The 11,617-nt window shown below is 62.3% G+C and carries 22 protein-coding genes; 3 read left to right on the top strand and 19 right to left on the bottom strand.

Features of this window, described 5'->3' with window-relative positions; translation table 11 throughout:
- The 18 genes from Q0X61_RS01630 to Q0X61_RS01550 form a co-directional block, all read right to left on the bottom strand.
- Positions 1-266, bottom strand: a 266-nt coding sequence (locus Q0X61_RS01630; protein ID WP_297739679.1) for a hypothetical protein, incomplete at its 3' end; no start/stop codon positions are given.
- Complete coding sequence (locus Q0X61_RS01625; protein ID WP_297739677.1) at positions 263-619, bottom strand: hypothetical protein; 357 nt, start codon at positions 617-619, stop codon at positions 263-265. The genes Q0X61_RS01625 and Q0X61_RS01630, both read right to left, overlap by 4 nt.
- Positions 620-862: 243 nt before the next feature.
- On the bottom strand, positions 863-1,306 hold the full coding sequence (locus Q0X61_RS01620; protein WP_297739675.1) for a hypothetical protein: 444 nt from the start codon (positions 1,304-1,306) through the stop codon (positions 863-865).
- Positions 1,307-1,430: 124 nt separating this feature from the next.
- On the bottom strand, positions 1,431-1,673 hold the full coding sequence (locus Q0X61_RS01615; RefSeq protein ID WP_297739673.1) for a hypothetical protein: 243 nt from the start codon (positions 1,671-1,673) through the stop codon (positions 1,431-1,433).
- Complete coding sequence (locus Q0X61_RS01610; RefSeq protein WP_297739671.1) at positions 1,670-2,107, bottom strand: hypothetical protein; 438 nt, start codon at positions 2,105-2,107, stop codon at positions 1,670-1,672. The genes Q0X61_RS01615 and Q0X61_RS01610 overlap by 4 nt, the downstream gene beginning before the upstream one ends.
- Positions 2,104-2,541 carry a RusA family crossover junction endodeoxyribonuclease gene (locus tag Q0X61_RS01605; RefSeq protein WP_297739669.1) on the bottom strand — a complete coding sequence of 146 codons (438 nt, stop codon included), beginning with the start codon at positions 2,539-2,541 and terminating at the stop codon, positions 2,104-2,106. Before Q0X61_RS01605 ends, Q0X61_RS01610 begins: the two co-directional genes overlap by 4 nt.
- Positions 2,538-2,750, bottom strand: a complete 213-nt coding sequence (locus tag Q0X61_RS01600) for a hypothetical protein (RefSeq protein ID WP_297739667.1) — start codon at positions 2,748-2,750, stop codon at positions 2,538-2,540. Before Q0X61_RS01600 ends, Q0X61_RS01605 begins: the two co-directional genes overlap by 4 nt.
- Complete coding sequence (locus Q0X61_RS01595; protein ID WP_297739666.1) at positions 2,747-2,941, bottom strand: hypothetical protein; 195 nt, start codon at positions 2,939-2,941, stop codon at positions 2,747-2,749. Before Q0X61_RS01595 ends, Q0X61_RS01600 begins: the two co-directional genes overlap by 4 nt.
- 181 nt (positions 2,942-3,122) lie before the next feature.
- Positions 3,123-3,437 (bottom strand): hypothetical protein, encoded by a 315-nt coding sequence (locus Q0X61_RS01590; RefSeq protein ID WP_297739664.1) that lies wholly within the window; start codon positions 3,435-3,437, stop codon positions 3,123-3,125.
- Positions 3,430-3,789 (bottom strand): hypothetical protein, encoded by a 360-nt coding sequence (locus Q0X61_RS01585; RefSeq protein ID WP_297739662.1) that lies wholly within the window; start codon positions 3,787-3,789, stop codon positions 3,430-3,432. The genes Q0X61_RS01590 and Q0X61_RS01585 overlap by 8 nt, the downstream gene beginning before the upstream one ends.
- Entirely contained in the window at positions 3,789-4,133 is a 345-nt protein-coding gene (locus Q0X61_RS01580; RefSeq protein WP_297739660.1) for a hypothetical protein, read from the bottom strand. The genes Q0X61_RS01585 and Q0X61_RS01580 overlap by 1 nt, the downstream gene beginning before the upstream one ends.
- The gene (locus Q0X61_RS01575; protein ID WP_297739658.1) at positions 4,130-4,747 is read right to left on the bottom strand and encodes a hypothetical protein; all 618 of its coding nucleotides are present in this window, start codon (positions 4,745-4,747) and stop codon (positions 4,130-4,132) included. The genes Q0X61_RS01580 and Q0X61_RS01575 overlap by 4 nt, the downstream gene beginning before the upstream one ends.
- Before the next feature lie 405 nt (positions 4,748-5,152).
- Positions 5,153-5,281 (bottom strand): hypothetical protein, encoded by a 129-nt coding sequence (locus Q0X61_RS01570; protein ID WP_297739656.1) that lies wholly within the window; start codon positions 5,279-5,281, stop codon positions 5,153-5,155.
- Positions 5,278-7,053 carry a recombinase RecT gene (locus Q0X61_RS01565; protein WP_297739654.1) on the bottom strand — a complete coding sequence of 592 codons (1,776 nt, stop codon included), beginning with the start codon at positions 7,051-7,053 and terminating at the stop codon, positions 5,278-5,280. Before Q0X61_RS01565 ends, Q0X61_RS01570 begins: the two co-directional genes overlap by 4 nt.
- Entirely contained in the window at positions 7,050-7,937 is an 888-nt protein-coding gene (locus Q0X61_RS01560; RefSeq protein WP_297739652.1) for a PD-(D/E)XK nuclease-like domain-containing protein, read from the bottom strand. The genes Q0X61_RS01565 and Q0X61_RS01560 overlap by 4 nt, the downstream gene beginning before the upstream one ends.
- Entirely contained in the window at positions 7,930-8,184 is a 255-nt protein-coding gene (locus tag Q0X61_RS13335) for a helix-turn-helix domain-containing protein (protein ID WP_367270691.1), read from the bottom strand. Before Q0X61_RS13335 ends, Q0X61_RS01560 begins: the two co-directional genes overlap by 8 nt.
- A gap of 148 nt (positions 8,185-8,332) precedes the next feature.
- Positions 8,333-8,491: a hypothetical protein gene (locus Q0X61_RS01555; RefSeq protein ID WP_297739650.1), complete on the bottom strand. Its 159-nt coding sequence runs from the start codon at positions 8,489-8,491 to the stop codon at positions 8,333-8,335.
- 85 nt (positions 8,492-8,576) lie between these two features.
- A complete protein-coding gene (locus Q0X61_RS01550) occupies positions 8,577-9,323 on the bottom strand; it encodes a phage antirepressor (protein ID WP_297739648.1) in 747 nt (248 codons plus the stop codon).
- A 63-nt stretch (positions 9,324-9,386) separates the two neighbouring features.
- Between Q0X61_RS01550 and Q0X61_RS01545 the strand changes: the two genes are divergently transcribed.
- Positions 9,387-10,013, top strand: a complete 627-nt coding sequence (locus tag Q0X61_RS01545) for a hypothetical protein (RefSeq protein WP_297739646.1) — start codon at positions 9,387-9,389, stop codon at positions 10,011-10,013.
- Between the two features lie 154 nt (positions 10,014-10,167).
- On the opposite strand, the gene Q0X61_RS01540 is transcribed toward Q0X61_RS01545, so the two are convergent.
- Entirely contained in the window at positions 10,168-10,401 is a 234-nt protein-coding gene (locus Q0X61_RS01540; protein WP_297739644.1) for a helix-turn-helix domain-containing protein, read from the bottom strand.
- Positions 10,402-10,496: 95 nt separating this feature from the next.
- Here Q0X61_RS01540 and Q0X61_RS01535 point away from each other — a divergent pair, with 95 nt between their 5' ends.
- Both Q0X61_RS01535 and Q0X61_RS01530 read left to right on the top strand, forming a co-directional pair.
- A complete protein-coding gene (locus Q0X61_RS01535) occupies positions 10,497-10,847 on the top strand; it encodes a helix-turn-helix domain-containing protein (protein WP_297739642.1) in 351 nt (116 codons plus the stop codon).
- Positions 10,825-11,241, top strand: coding sequence for an ImmA/IrrE family metallo-endopeptidase (locus Q0X61_RS01530; RefSeq protein ID WP_297739640.1), 417 nt, complete (start codon positions 10,825-10,827; stop codon positions 11,239-11,241). The genes Q0X61_RS01535 and Q0X61_RS01530 overlap by 23 nt, the downstream gene beginning before the upstream one ends.
- Positions 11,242-11,617 lie beyond the last annotated feature (376 nt).

The raw sequence follows: 11,617 nt of genomic DNA, 5'->3' as shown, positions 1-11,617 counted from the left end.
GAGATTATCCAGGACGTCTCGTGGGCTCGGAGATGTGTATAAGAGACAGTGCGGTCAGGATCGGGCGGCACATCGAACGCCCAACCCTTGTCGCGAGTGTCGAGCAGGTGCAGCACGTCGAGACGCAGCGGCGGCCTCGGGCCAGACACGCTGCGTGAGCCTTCGCCGCGCGGCGTGCGCACGATGGCAGCCTCAGGCAGTAGCGCGCACATGTCCGGTAGCTCGGCGAGGTAGCGGAGCACTTCGTCAACGGTCGGGGTAGTCACTTGGTTTCTCCTTGTCGTGCTTGCTGTCGAATCTCACGAATGCGCTCTGGTGGCACGGGATCTCGTGGCGGCTCGGTGAGGCACCGGGGCTTCGCTGGCAGCGGCCCACGCTCGTCGTCGAGATGCCAATGCGCCCCGTCCTCAGCGAGCATCGCGGGCGTGCACTGCGAGGTGCGATGCGTCGCGAACCACAGCGCTGCCCGAGCAACCTCAGCGATGCTGCGACCCACAGCGGCACGCCGCACCACCGCCAGGCAGCCGTTGAACTCCCACTCAGGCCGGATCTCGTGCATCAACCACGCGACGCATTTCAGCCCGCGATCGCTCGTCGTGTTCTCGAGATTTTCACTCATGGCATGACCTCGCGCGCGTACTTGAGTGACGTTTCATGCCATGCCGTTTTCGCTACGCACAGATGAGAGTGAGGAGCCTGACCAGAGTAAGAAAATACAGTGCCAGTGTCAGTGTCAGTGTTAGTGCTATCGCATAGCCATCGTTTTGCCATAGTGGGTCCCATGGGGAGTCCCATTAGGTATCCCAATGCGTTTGTTATAGGTAGTCCTATGGCATATCCCATAGGTAGTCCTATCCGCTGATCAGTCAACGTAGCCCTCCTCTTGACAGTGCTTGCAGGAACGCTCGAAGCGTCTGCGGGCAACATGCCAACGCATGTGAGCGCCGAGAGTTCCACCCGCTGACTTGGACTTGGCAACGGTCTTTACCTCATCGGCAGACCGATTGTGAGCAAGGTAGTCGTGACAGACCACACCGCCCTTGATCGCCTTGATTAGGGGCTCCCGGTTGGTGGCGAGCACTGGTGGCTGCATCAGTTCTTCACGTGCTTTCGCTGTGCCCATCTCGCGCCAAATTGCGTCCGGAATCACGCCGTCAGAATGGACTCGAGACGAGTAGCACCAGGCACGAATCAGCAAGCGAAAAGCGGCATCAGATAGCCCCGCGATCTTGATATTGTCTGGCATCTCATTCGCTACGAAGATGCCTGGACGGTTATCGAACGAGGGGTTTTGAATCGCTGTCACGACGCCTCACCACACCTCTCCGCATGCCTCATCGCAGCCTGCTCTGTGATCGATCTATATGGTGACCATGCGGCCCAACCACACGGGCAGTCAGCAACCCAGCCGAAAGCTTCAATGGTGAACCTCACGGCTTCCACATCCTTCTGGGTCGCTGCGGCTTGCCTCGTCCCTCGCGCTTGGTTTTGACAAGCCCGGAAAAGACATCGAGTGCGGCGGTCTTGCGCTGCTGGTCGTCGAGGAGGCCGCCGAGTGTCCAACACCCGTGGCAAATGAGGCGAGGCTCGGCACCTTCGGGGGTGACGTCATGCAGCGGCCCTACAGCAGGGTGCGGACCGTTCGCGCACATCACTGTCTCAGCGCTGGTCATGCCGCCTCCCTCCTTCTGATCTTGGCCGCCTCGGCATGCAGCCGGGACACACTGGCGCGCTCGTCGACGTCAAGCCGGTGGGCGTCCGGTTTGAGCCCGGCGGCGATGCTTCGGATGTAGTTGGGCGATAGCCCGACCTCTGCGGCGATCTCACGGCTCGTGTGCCCGGCGAGCCACATGCTGCGAACTGTCGCCACAGGCTCAGGGAGCCCCACAAGTGAAGGCACATATCTTGCGGCGGGAGGCTCAGCGCACACGGCCCGCCTCGCCTCCTCCTCGCTGCTGTAGACACCCAGCGCCTTACGGCAGGTGATGCAGTCCGCATGCCACACCGGCGTACCGTGCTTGGGGTAGCCGGTGAAGATGTTCGGGCTGACTTGCCTGCCGTCGTCGCGATGCCACGAACGAAACACGATGACGCGATGCCCACTCATGCTGCCAGCTCCTCAAGTGGTTCGACGGTGATGTAGACGCCCGCCGGGTCGGCGGCGAAGTGTATCCACCGTTTGCTTTTCACGACTTTCACGACCTGTGAGTCGTCGCGGTAGGCGACACCCGTGAGCGCGTCGAGGATGGCGCGCTCGAGCTTGTCGATGTCTGGCTTCTGCGTGTGGCAGTCGGGCGCGGTCGGTTTGATTCTGTCGGCGTTCCTGCCTGTGCCGAAGTGCGATTTGGGGCGGGGCATGACGAAGTGCAGGTCGAGCCGGATAGCGCCTGCGCGCGGCGCCTTGATGTGCTGTTTCGCAGCCCATGCGACTACCGCGCGCCACGGCTCTAGGCGCTTCGATGATTCGATCATCACACCGTTGCCGACATGTTTCTTTGATCCTTGTGGTGCCGGGGTTCCGGGGACGAAGAACGAGATCATTTGGCCGCCCTCCGTTTGCGTTGAGTCCAAACGAGCGCGCTGAGCGGTCGCGCCTGCTCCCGGTAGCCGTGGCGTCGCAGCGTGATCTCGAGGTTCCATGCGGTCACACCGAGGCGTTGGCAGATGCGTTCCGGATGCTCGCCTACGTCGAGGAGGAACAAGGCGTCCTCGATCAGTGCGGTGGTGCGTGGTGCTGTGGTGGTGGTCATGGCGTCTCCTGGTTGAGTCGGCAGGCGGCCGCCCGGGCTTCGTCGCGGCTGCTGTAGAGGGTTGGGTCGGCAACAGCGCGGTTCCATGAGAGGGCGCGGAAGTGTGGCGGCTTGTCGGGATTGAAGCGTGTGCCGACGGTTTCGGTGGCGTGCTGGGCGGCCCAGCAGTCTGGGCAGATATGGACGCTCATGCCGCACCGCCGGACGTGGAAGGATTCCTTGGAGGTTCGATCATGCCGGGATTCCCGACAGGTTGGGTTGCGGCGTAGTAGCGGGCGAGGTTGCCGCGTTTGGTGACGCAGGATTCTCCAACTCCTGCACCGCAGTGGGAGCAGGGGATGGACTCGAAATCGAGGGCACGGTAGTAGTGGGTCATGACTCGGCCCCGTCCTGCTCGCGGTACGGGTTGGCCCCTCTGGGGCACGGCAGCGCGTCGTCATCCCCGACTTGGTAGGCGATGCCGTGTGCCGAGCCAGTGTCGAAACCCTCGTCCCACGCCTCGGCGCGGATGTCGCCGGCCACGGCGGCGAGGACAGCGTAGGCAATGACTCGCCACGACTCTCGGATACCCTCATCGTGCTCGTCGTCATCCCATCGCGCTACATGCTTTGGGGCGTAGCGCATGAATCCATCATCAAACGCTGCCCTCGCCCCCTTCTCCACCCACTCGGGCTTGACGTCACTCATGGGCCACCTCCCGAACGTTCACGGTGCGGAACACCCAGTGACTGTGACTCCCCGGATCTCCGAGGAGTGAGTCGGCCCGATTGATCGCCTCCTGCTTCGCCTCCGCCACTACCGTGACTGGTCGGGACTTATCCCATCGGGTCATGTAGTAGGGGTCATCGGGGCGGGTGACGGCATCGAGGGTGAACTCGTAGAGGGGCTTCCCAGGGGCATTCTCGCTGGGCGGCATGGTGGCTGTGCGGATGTCCATCAGGGCTCGGCAGATGTCCTGCACGATCGTCGGGAGATGCAGCTCCCGGCTCGGATCGACCCACGAGGCCGATTCGCTGATCCGGTCCCAGTGGTCAGTCATCACCGCTCACCTCGCTCGATGCCCTCGGCTAGGTGGCGGTCGATTAGCCGCCAGGCTGCGGCGATTTCGTCAGCGGGTACCCCGTCGGGGTAGGAGGTGCGGTCGATCGCCCACTCGTAAGCGATCTCGTCATCTACTCCGTCGTCGTAGCCGAACATGCGGTCTGCGTGTTCGGCTACGTTGTCTACCAAGCACGGCTGGCAGGTGAGGAAGCTAGCGAACAGGCCGTCGTCAACGAATGTTTCGCGCTGGTATTTCTCGCCAGGCTCGATGTATGCCGTGCAAAGCGAGCACTGGTGCCGTTTTCGTGCTGTCACAATTTCGCAGCTCAGTTCGGTGCTCATTCTTCGCCGCCTTTATCGTCAGCGAAGCCCGTTAGAAATGCGTCGCCGTTGAGGCGCCTCACCGCATCGAGGGTCCCGTAGTAGCGCCGCCAGTCCGTCTTCAATACCCACATTTGGCGTTCCTCCGACCAAGCCAGCTTGTACCCTCCTTTTGTCCTTCGGTCGCGTTTGTCACGCTCATCCCAAACTCCGCGCCCGGATTTCGTGATAATGGCTGGCGACCAGTCGGTGATCATGTTGCCCGAGTGTGAGATTGGATTTCCGGCCCTGTCTACGAAAACCCACGAACGCGACTCGTCCGACCATGTCGCCACTACAAGCTCGGATGAGTCAGGGCGCCTGTGCTCAAAGGCGATCGGGGAATCTTCGGAGGTTGGATGGTTGATGATCGGCTCGGCGGTCAAATGGACAGTGTCGCTACCACCCACGGTAACCCTGTTTTCATAACCATTTCCGAGCCACTCCAAGCGACCGTACTTCTTTGCCACCCATACCGGGGTGTGTTCTGGAATAGTCGCCCCGACCGGCACCGGATAGCAGTCTTTCGGGTGCGGAATAGAATCCAAATCAATTTCGATATTTTTCGTCATTTCAAATCTCTTTTCGTTGCTCATTTGATCCACATTCGGCCACCGCAATCGGCGCAGTAGTCGTCGCATGGCTCGCCGGATGCGAGCATCGACGGGCAGCCGTGGGCGGTGTGCAGGTGCTCTAGGGCGTAGCTGTGCGCCTCACGCCATGTGAGGATGCGCGGCCACCTCTGCGACAGGAAAAAAGAGAAGGAATCGCCGCAAACTCGGCACCACCACCCATAGCGATAGTGCCGCGCGCGATTTCGAACACGCATCACCAGCAGGGGTGGGATTGCGTATGGCCTTGCAGCAGGAGTGCCAGCCTTCTCCGTAAGGTCAGCGTCGGCGCGTGAGCACCAGAACGCATCGCCGGAATGCGCTTGGCATAGCAGGCAACCAGAGTGATCGTGCAGCGCGACAGCGTGGCCGCATTCGTTGCATCGCATGTCAGTCCGCCCAAATCTTCACGGTGAAGCCGTCCACGACATACCCGAATGGGCGGTCCACCGTCTTCCCGTAGCTGACGTAGCGGATCAACTGCTTGCGGCGCTCCAATCGCTCTGCGTCGAGGCTCATGACTGCACCTCCCCGGTCTCCGGGTCGATGACTTCTTCTTCCGCCGGCTCCTGCTCGATCTCCGGCAGGGATGTGTGCTGCGCGACAGACTTGGCCACGGCAAGTGAGCCGGTCTGCTCGTCGACGGCCTGCACGTAGGCAACCTCAGCTGCCTTCGGCATCAGCTTGAGCACCTGCTTGAGCGCGGTGTTGTGTGTCGGGATCATGTCCACGCCTGCCAAGTAGGTCCTTGTGGGCGAGTCCACGCCAATGCATCGAGTTGGCACGGAGGGAATCCGCTCAATGCTCTTCACTGTCCGGTATGCAGGGATCGATCGAGTGCGGAAGCGATCCCGCTTGCGCTTCAGCACGAATGGGCAAACGGTCGGCTGCCACATGACGACGTGGGAAATGACCTTCTTGCCGAAGCCCCTCTTGGTCTGCTTGTTGCGGCTCACCTGTTCGCCGAGACTGCGGGCGAGCTCAGCGACAGCGTCGGCGAGTAGCTCATCAGTGCTGCCGAAGTACACACGACCTCGGGCCTTGTCGATCCAGCCATCGGCATCCATCAGTCCCTGGAGGAGTCCCAACCGTTGACCCGCTGACCCACGCAGATATGCGGACGGGACATGCTTGGAGCCCAGCAGGCCGGTTTCGCGAAGCTGCCTCTTCAGCCCGAGAATGCCCACGGACAGGGCGCGACTGCGAGGGTCGGGACGGACCGCCCCCACTTCGTAGCCGCCTGCCTGTATCCCCTCGATGACGTCCGGCAGGTCCTCCGGGCAGGTTGCGACCCGAGCGGACCCGGTCGCCCCGTCGCCAAGCCAGAACCCAAGGACCCAGGGATCGATCTCCAGGTCCGCCTCTGGCAAAGCCAGCATGTCGGCGACGGGGATCGTGACGGGCTTCCCTTGCTGCTTGGCCTCGAAGAGCTGAGCAATGGGGAGGGTGTCCCAGCCTTCTCGGCTTTGCTTCCAGCCAATGCGGGCCACCCAGAAGTGCTCTTCGTCGCAGACAATGGTCTGCCCGTTGCCGAATGTGAGGCGGTAGCAGCCGATGTTCTTGACGTCGCTGACCTCGCGTACGGCAACGGGCTGGCCGTCCATGTCAAAGACGGTGTCGCCCTCGGCGATGGCCCCCATGGTCGTCCAGCCATCCGGGGTCGGGATTGGCGTATCGACTGCCAGGCCCTTGCGCTCCATCCAATGCTCAGGGTCAGCGATGTTGCCGGACGAGCCGACGGCCCCGCGACGTAGCGCCTTGATCTGGTCGGCGGTGAACACGTCGAACTGAAGCGCTCCAGTCGACAGCTCAACAATCGCGTAATAGTGCGTGACCTTCCCGCGATTGCCTTCGGCTGGCTTGTGGTGGAGGCGCTGCACGAGGCCCTTGTCGTACTCGAACTCGTCGTTCTCGCACACATACTCGGCACTCATGCGCTTAGCGAGCGGATGCTGCCAGAACAGCTTGGCCACACCCTGGTAGCCGATGATGAGCTGGCACTCGACGATGCCGCGCTTCTTGTCGGCGTAGGGCACCAGGTATGCCTCCCCGTTGACGCCTGGCTCTAGGCCGAGCGCCGAAGCGGTCATCAGTGCACCGAAGAACGATTCTCTCGTGCAGTTGAGCAGTTTGGGGTTCTTGCGGATCTCGGTCAGTACGAGGCGTGCGACCCTATCTGCGGTGATGTGCTTCGGCAGTGCTCGCTGAATTTCGCCGGTCATCGCTTCGAGGTCGGCGATGATCTGCGGCTTGCCGCCGCTAGTGCGTTGGGCAACCGGATTGTTGGTCATGCGTTCTTCTCCTTGAGGTACGCCTCAATGTCGTCCGCGACGGCTGAGGCTTGGGTGGTCAGTACGGTGTCGAGCGCCCACGACGGGGCGGTAAGGATGGTTGAGGTTTGCGGATACGCGGGCCATTCGCCGGTGGTCAGGCAGCGGTCCCACAGGTCGAAGGCGCGCCTGATCTGCGCATGCCCGTGGTCGAGTTCTTCGCTGCGGAACTCAAAGACGCGCACCAGGTACGGGGCGGTCTTCTCCTGCGCGACCAGCAGCCACGTCGGATCATCGTCAAGCAGATCGAGCTGCTGACCCAATCTGATGTAGTGCGCTGCCTGCGTCCAGTAGCCGAAGTCCCACGCCGAGCGAGAGAATGCGTAGTCGTCGACCGATCTGCTGGTTTTGTAATCAACTACCGTGCTGCGGGAGTGCAGGAAGTCGATCCGACCACGACCCCACCGACCCGTCTGCTCATCGATGCCGAACATCGACACCTCGGGCAGACCCTGCCCAGCGGTCAACAGCTCAGCGGCCAGCTCATGGTCGAGGATCGCCTCAGCCATGCGGTCAATCGCCTCAACGTCAGCCGATTTGAGGGCAAGCTTCCCCTCAGCCTCGGCAGCCGCCTTCGCCTCCTTGTACGCCTTGGTGCGGGCATCACCGTCGAGCGCGACAACCTCCTGCCCGCGCCCCAGAATGCGGGAGTGCGCGGCAGAGCCGAAGTCGAACTCACGCTTGCGCGGGCTACCGTTGCGCATCACCTCGCGAAGCCGGGCAGGCCCCGCGGGCTGCAAGATCGTCTTCGCCATCGTCGACGACAACGACGGCTCCGGGCACAGCCCGTCAGCGTGGTAAATCTCCTCGTCAAGGTCATAGATGACCGATGGTTGTTCAAGCACTTTTCCTCCTCATGTGTCTGTCGCGGGCCAGTTGGGCGCGCCGTGAGCGGGCAGGGATGACGTTCGGGTTCGGCCTGTAGCGACCCAGCTGCTGCCGCCACTGCGTGAACTCTTCGCGGTTTACACGCCAGTGGACGCCGGGTTCTGGTGGCTCCTGGTATGCGCCGGGTAGTCGCCCCTGCGCGGCCATGTCTCGGACTGTTGATCGGGATCGCCGCAGTAGGTGGGCCACCTCGTCGAGGGTCATGTCGGCATCCGGCTCTTCCTCGCTCACAGCGGCCACCAATCTGTGTTGTAGAGAACAGCGACGAATAGACTGAGCACGCATAGGGCGACTACGGCGCACGTGAACACGTCGCCGATAAGGGCTTCGCGTGGAGTCCTGATGGGGTGCTTCATCGCTGCACCTCCTCGACCTGAACGAGCTCTACAAGATCGGCGCAGAGCAGGTCGTAGGCGCGGGCCTCGGCATCGAGAAAGTTCGTGTCAATGAGAATGGCTGTGCGGCCACATTCATCGCGGAACGTCCATTTGTAGAGGCTGTCCTCGTTCATGCCGCCCTCCTTGGCTGGGTGGTGTCGATCTTGCGGATGGCATCCCACGGGGTTGTGGGTTTCGCCCTGCGTGGCGTGACGGTGCTCATGCTGCAACCTCCTGCACGTAGCGCCCGAGCTTGCGGGCAATGAAATCGACACCCGACGGCTGCACCCGCGTCGTGTACGAGCTGCCAACAGTCCCGTCGGAGCGGGTGTACTCGTAGGCCTTCACCGCGAAATGGTGCATGTACTGCTGGTAGGGGGTGTTCGCCATCGCGCCCTTCGCGATCAGCACGCCGACATTCCGCAGCTCGGCGAACAGTTTGTTCTGGCTGGGGCCGAGCATCTTCGCGACCGCGCCGACCGAGTAGGTACCGTCGGCCGACATGAAGCGGTCGTAGTTGTCAGCTTTCGGCTCCAGCTCTCTCGCGTAGGCTTCCATCGCCTCGCGAGCCTCAACCTCTCGTGCGTAGGCGCGTAGGGCGTCGGGCAGCGTCTTGGGTATCTGCGCTTCGAGTGCGGATGCTGTGCCGTACTGCCCGGTTTTGCGGATCGACGGCAGCACCTCGGTCGTGATCCAGCGGCGGAAAGTAGCGGCCTCCGGTTTGTCGGAGCGGATGACCACCTCGTACATGCCAGCCTCGGAGACGATGGTCATCTCCTGCTGACCGCCAGGGGTGCTCACCAAATGAGCACCCTTCATGTCGTCCGCAATCCGCATGGCGACACGTGACGGTTTCGCGAGGTCCAGCGCCTTGCACAGATCAGCGAGCACGAACCACGGCTCGCGGTCGATCAGGAGGGTGCGGACCGCGCTACCCTCGTACTGGAAGGGAATCAGATCGCTCATGACGATCTCCTTTCTGTTGGCCCTCACCGGTGGAGCGGTGAGGGCTTCTGCTTTGATGTGGGGATGAGTTGGGTTGAGTGGGTTACGCTCGCGGCAGCCGTGCTTGGTGCGCTCTTCGGAGGGTGGTCGCTGCACCTTGAGCGCCAACGGCGGCGCTTGGAGCAGCGGTTCTCGCTGGATGTCGATTCCTCGGCGTGGTACTCGCTGGACGGCGATACCCCGAAGGGCCGTGACCGGCTAGTCCGGATCTCCTTTGGTGCGCCGGTGCGTGTCGTGTACTCGGAGGTGTTCCATGCTGAAGCGGAGCGGAACGTCTTGCCCGGGGTGGAGAATCGTGGACTTCCGCAGGGCAACTTTGCGCCGGGGCAGGTCTGGACCATGGCCGTGTCCAGCGAGACCTGGGACGCGGCATGGATCCTGCTGTGTATAGTGCCCTTGCAGTCGAGTCGCGCGGTGGTCACTTGGGAGTCCCTGGGCGTGGAGTCGGAGTTGCAATCTCGGCCGGCCGGAAGTGCCTTCGGCCGCTGGCTGCGGCGTTCGATCGGATGGACACCTCGGCGCGCTCTAGTTGGGCCAGGCCATGAAGCCGCCATAGCCGTGAAACGATCACGGCGCCTACAAGCAGAACTGGAACGACTGCTGCAGGGTGCGCAAGGAATAGCGGCAGCACAGCTGCAGGAAAAAGACTGACTCCGGCCACTTGATCCGTTGCCCAGCTGTGAGTCAGCTCCTTGCACAGCTCGCTGCACTCCGGTGGCTCGTCGTAGACCATCACCATTCGTCCTGACTCGTTCATCTCGGTTCCTCCCTTCGCCTGGTACTGCGGGGGCATCTTTCTGTTTGGTCACGCTGCTGCGGCCACAAGCGCCGCATTGATTAGAGACGCCGGGGGCACCCCGATTGCTCGCGCCACCGCTGTCAGCTCTTCCATGCCGAATGGCGAGGTTCCGTTGAGCTTGCGTCGCAGCACATGCGGGCTCATGCCGATTGCTTCGGCGAGCTGCCCGAGCTGGATGTTCTTTCTGGCTACCGCCGCTCTGATCTCTGCTGCTATGAGGTCTCGTTGTTGTGTGCTCATGCCTCCATCATAGTACCAATTGGTACTATGTCAAGTCCGAACTGTGAGGGCTCCTGAATTTGTGGCTACATGGTCGCTTTTGGTACTGTGCTCATATGGGACAGCGAAAAATGATCGGCCCCGTCACCCAGTACATCGCAGCAGCTCTACAGGCCAAGCGCGGGGAACTCGGCCTCACCTACGACGACGTAGCGCAAAAGACCGGCCTATCGAAACCGCTTGTTGTCTACGCCCACAAGGGCGAACGTGGTATCACCGTCGACGCCTACATCACCCTATGCGCCGCACTCGGGATAGACGCGGCAAAGCTGCTAGACGAAGCCGACCAGGCAACGCGTCCGCAGGTCACCGTCCCGGATGTTCTCGACCTTGCCGCCGACCACACCACGCAGCCACTGGACCGCGACCGATGGGAGGCCGAGAATGAGTACGACGACCCAGCCTGACCCGTGGGCGCTCCTCGCCGCCCAAGCACACCTGCGCCTACACATCACGCCCCTACCGCACGGATACCGGGGCGTCACCGACGGGCAAACCATCTGGCTATCCGACCGGCTCACACAACGCGAACGCCGCTGCACACTCATGCACGAGCTAATCCACGTTGAGCGCGGGCATCGCGGCCACCAACCCGCAGCCGTGGAACGCTCCGTGCGTGAAGCCACAGCCCGGGTGATGCTGCCCAGCCTCGACGCGATCCGGGACGCTATCGCCACCCATCATTGGACCGAGGTGGCGGACGCGCTGTGGGTTACCGATGACCTGCTGCACGCACGGATCGCTCAACTCACACCCGCAGAGCGCGCTTATCTCACACGGCGTTTGGAGCATCACGACTAGACGACCCTGGAGCGGCGCTCCGGGATGATGTGCGAGATACTTGATGTGCCTAGAGGTGGGTGGGCAAGAAAGGATGCAGATGAGTCGGATGAATGTGCTTTGGCTAGCCATTCCTGCGCTGGCGCTAGTGGCTTGCTCCAGCCCTAGTGGCAACCCATCGAGCCCAGGGAGTGCGCTCACGGGGGCGAGCGAATCGCCAGAATCGAGCTCATCTGTTGCGGCGAGGATTAGTCTCGCACAGGCAGCGCAGTGGTGTGGCGCCGAGGATGCGATCCAGGACAACGGGATGTCGGTCCACATGTCCACGAAGGGCGCTGGCGCCGTATCACATGAGGATGTCAATTGTGTGCTCGGCGTATTGTCGGCACCAGGCTAC

This window comes from uncultured Tessaracoccus sp. (genome assembly GCF_947255005.1).
GTDB lineage: Bacteria > Actinomycetota > Actinomycetes > Propionibacteriales > Propionibacteriaceae > Arachnia.
The sequence above is the reverse complement of the archived record's forward strand: the minus strand, read 5'-3'. Positions and strand labels throughout refer to the sequence as shown.

Excerpts from the sequence above, each read along its gene's own strand:
- Q0X61_RS01625 (WP_297739677.1), bottom strand. The coding sequence starts at position 619 with ATGAGTGAAAATCTCGAGAACACGACGAGCGATCGCGGGCTGAAATGC.
- Q0X61_RS01615 (WP_297739673.1), bottom strand. The coding sequence starts at position 1,673 with ATGACCAGCGCTGAGACAGTGATGTGCGCGAACGGTCCGCACCCTGCT.
- Q0X61_RS01610 (WP_297739671.1), bottom strand. The coding sequence starts at position 2,107 with ATGAGTGGGCATCGCGTCATCGTGTTTCGTTCGTGGCATCGCGACGAC.
- Q0X61_RS01605 (WP_297739669.1), bottom strand. The coding sequence starts at position 2,541 with ATGATCTCGTTCTTCGTCCCCGGAACCCCGGCACCACAAGGATCAAAG.
- Q0X61_RS01600 (WP_297739667.1), bottom strand. The coding sequence starts at position 2,750 with ATGACCACCACCACAGCACCACGCACCACCGCACTGATCGAGGACGCC.
- Q0X61_RS01595 (WP_297739666.1), bottom strand. The coding sequence starts at position 2,941 with ATGAGCGTCCATATCTGCCCAGACTGCTGGGCCGCCCAGCACGCCACC.
- Q0X61_RS01590 (WP_297739664.1), bottom strand. The coding sequence starts at position 3,437 with ATGAGTGACGTCAAGCCCGAGTGGGTGGAGAAGGGGGCGAGGGCAGCG.
- Q0X61_RS01585 (WP_297739662.1), bottom strand. The coding sequence starts at position 3,789 with ATGACTGACCACTGGGACCGGATCAGCGAATCGGCCTCGTGGGTCGAT.
- Q0X61_RS01580 (WP_297739660.1), bottom strand. The coding sequence starts at position 4,133 with ATGAGCACCGAACTGAGCTGCGAAATTGTGACAGCACGAAAACGGCAC.
- Q0X61_RS01575 (WP_297739658.1), bottom strand. The coding sequence starts at position 4,747 with ATGAGCAACGAAAAGAGATTTGAAATGACGAAAAATATCGAAATTGAT.
- Q0X61_RS01570 (WP_297739656.1), bottom strand. The coding sequence starts at position 5,281 with ATGAGCCTCGACGCAGAGCGATTGGAGCGCCGCAAGCAGTTGATCCGC.
- Q0X61_RS01565 (WP_297739654.1), bottom strand. The coding sequence starts at position 7,053 with ATGACCAACAATCCGGTTGCCCAACGCACTAGCGGCGGCAAGCCGCAG.
- Q0X61_RS13335 (WP_367270691.1), bottom strand. The coding sequence starts at position 8,184 with ATGACCCTCGACGAGGTGGCCCACCTACTGCGGCGATCCCGATCAACA.
- Q0X61_RS01555 (WP_297739650.1), bottom strand. The coding sequence starts at position 8,491 with ATGAACGAGGACAGCCTCTACAAATGGACGTTCCGCGATGAATGTGGC.
- Q0X61_RS01550 (WP_297739648.1), bottom strand. The coding sequence starts at position 9,323 with ATGAGCGATCTGATTCCCTTCCAGTACGAGGGTAGCGCGGTCCGCACC.
- Q0X61_RS01545 (WP_297739646.1), top strand. The coding sequence starts at position 9,387 with ATGAGTTGGGTTGAGTGGGTTACGCTCGCGGCAGCCGTGCTTGGTGCG.
- Q0X61_RS01540 (WP_297739644.1), bottom strand. The coding sequence starts at position 10,401 with ATGAGCACACAACAACGAGACCTCATAGCAGCAGAGATCAGAGCGGCG.
- Q0X61_RS01535 (WP_297739642.1), top strand. The coding sequence starts at position 10,497 with ATGGGACAGCGAAAAATGATCGGCCCCGTCACCCAGTACATCGCAGCA.
- Q0X61_RS01530 (WP_297739640.1), top strand. The coding sequence starts at position 10,825 with ATGAGTACGACGACCCAGCCTGACCCGTGGGCGCTCCTCGCCGCCCAA.